A 296-nucleotide genomic window follows, 5' to 3' on the forward strand; every position below is an offset into this window, starting at 1 on the left:
ATATAATATAGACACGAAGCATGGAATTAAGTTAAAAATACGAGATTATCAGCATAGTGATTATAATGTGTTTACACAGATTTTTAATTTCGAAGAATTTAAAATAGTATCTACGCTATTAAATCTCAATTTTGATAACTCTGAAAAACTGGTGGTTATTGATTCAGGAGCCAATGTTGGTTATACTACATTGTATCTTAATAAACATATAAATTCAAAAGATTTATATATCTATGCTGTAGAGCCTTCACCAGAAAACGTTAACTGTTTTAAAGCTAATGTATTTGAATTAAATA

Annotated in this window: 1 protein-coding gene; it reads left to right on the forward strand. The window is 26.4% G+C overall.

The annotated features are described in order from the left end of the window. The coding region (locus FUA24_RS25305; protein ID WP_222861383.1) for a class I SAM-dependent methyltransferase at window positions 1-296 on the forward strand (296 nt) is incomplete at both ends.

The organism is Seonamhaeicola marinus, from assembly GCF_008085455.1.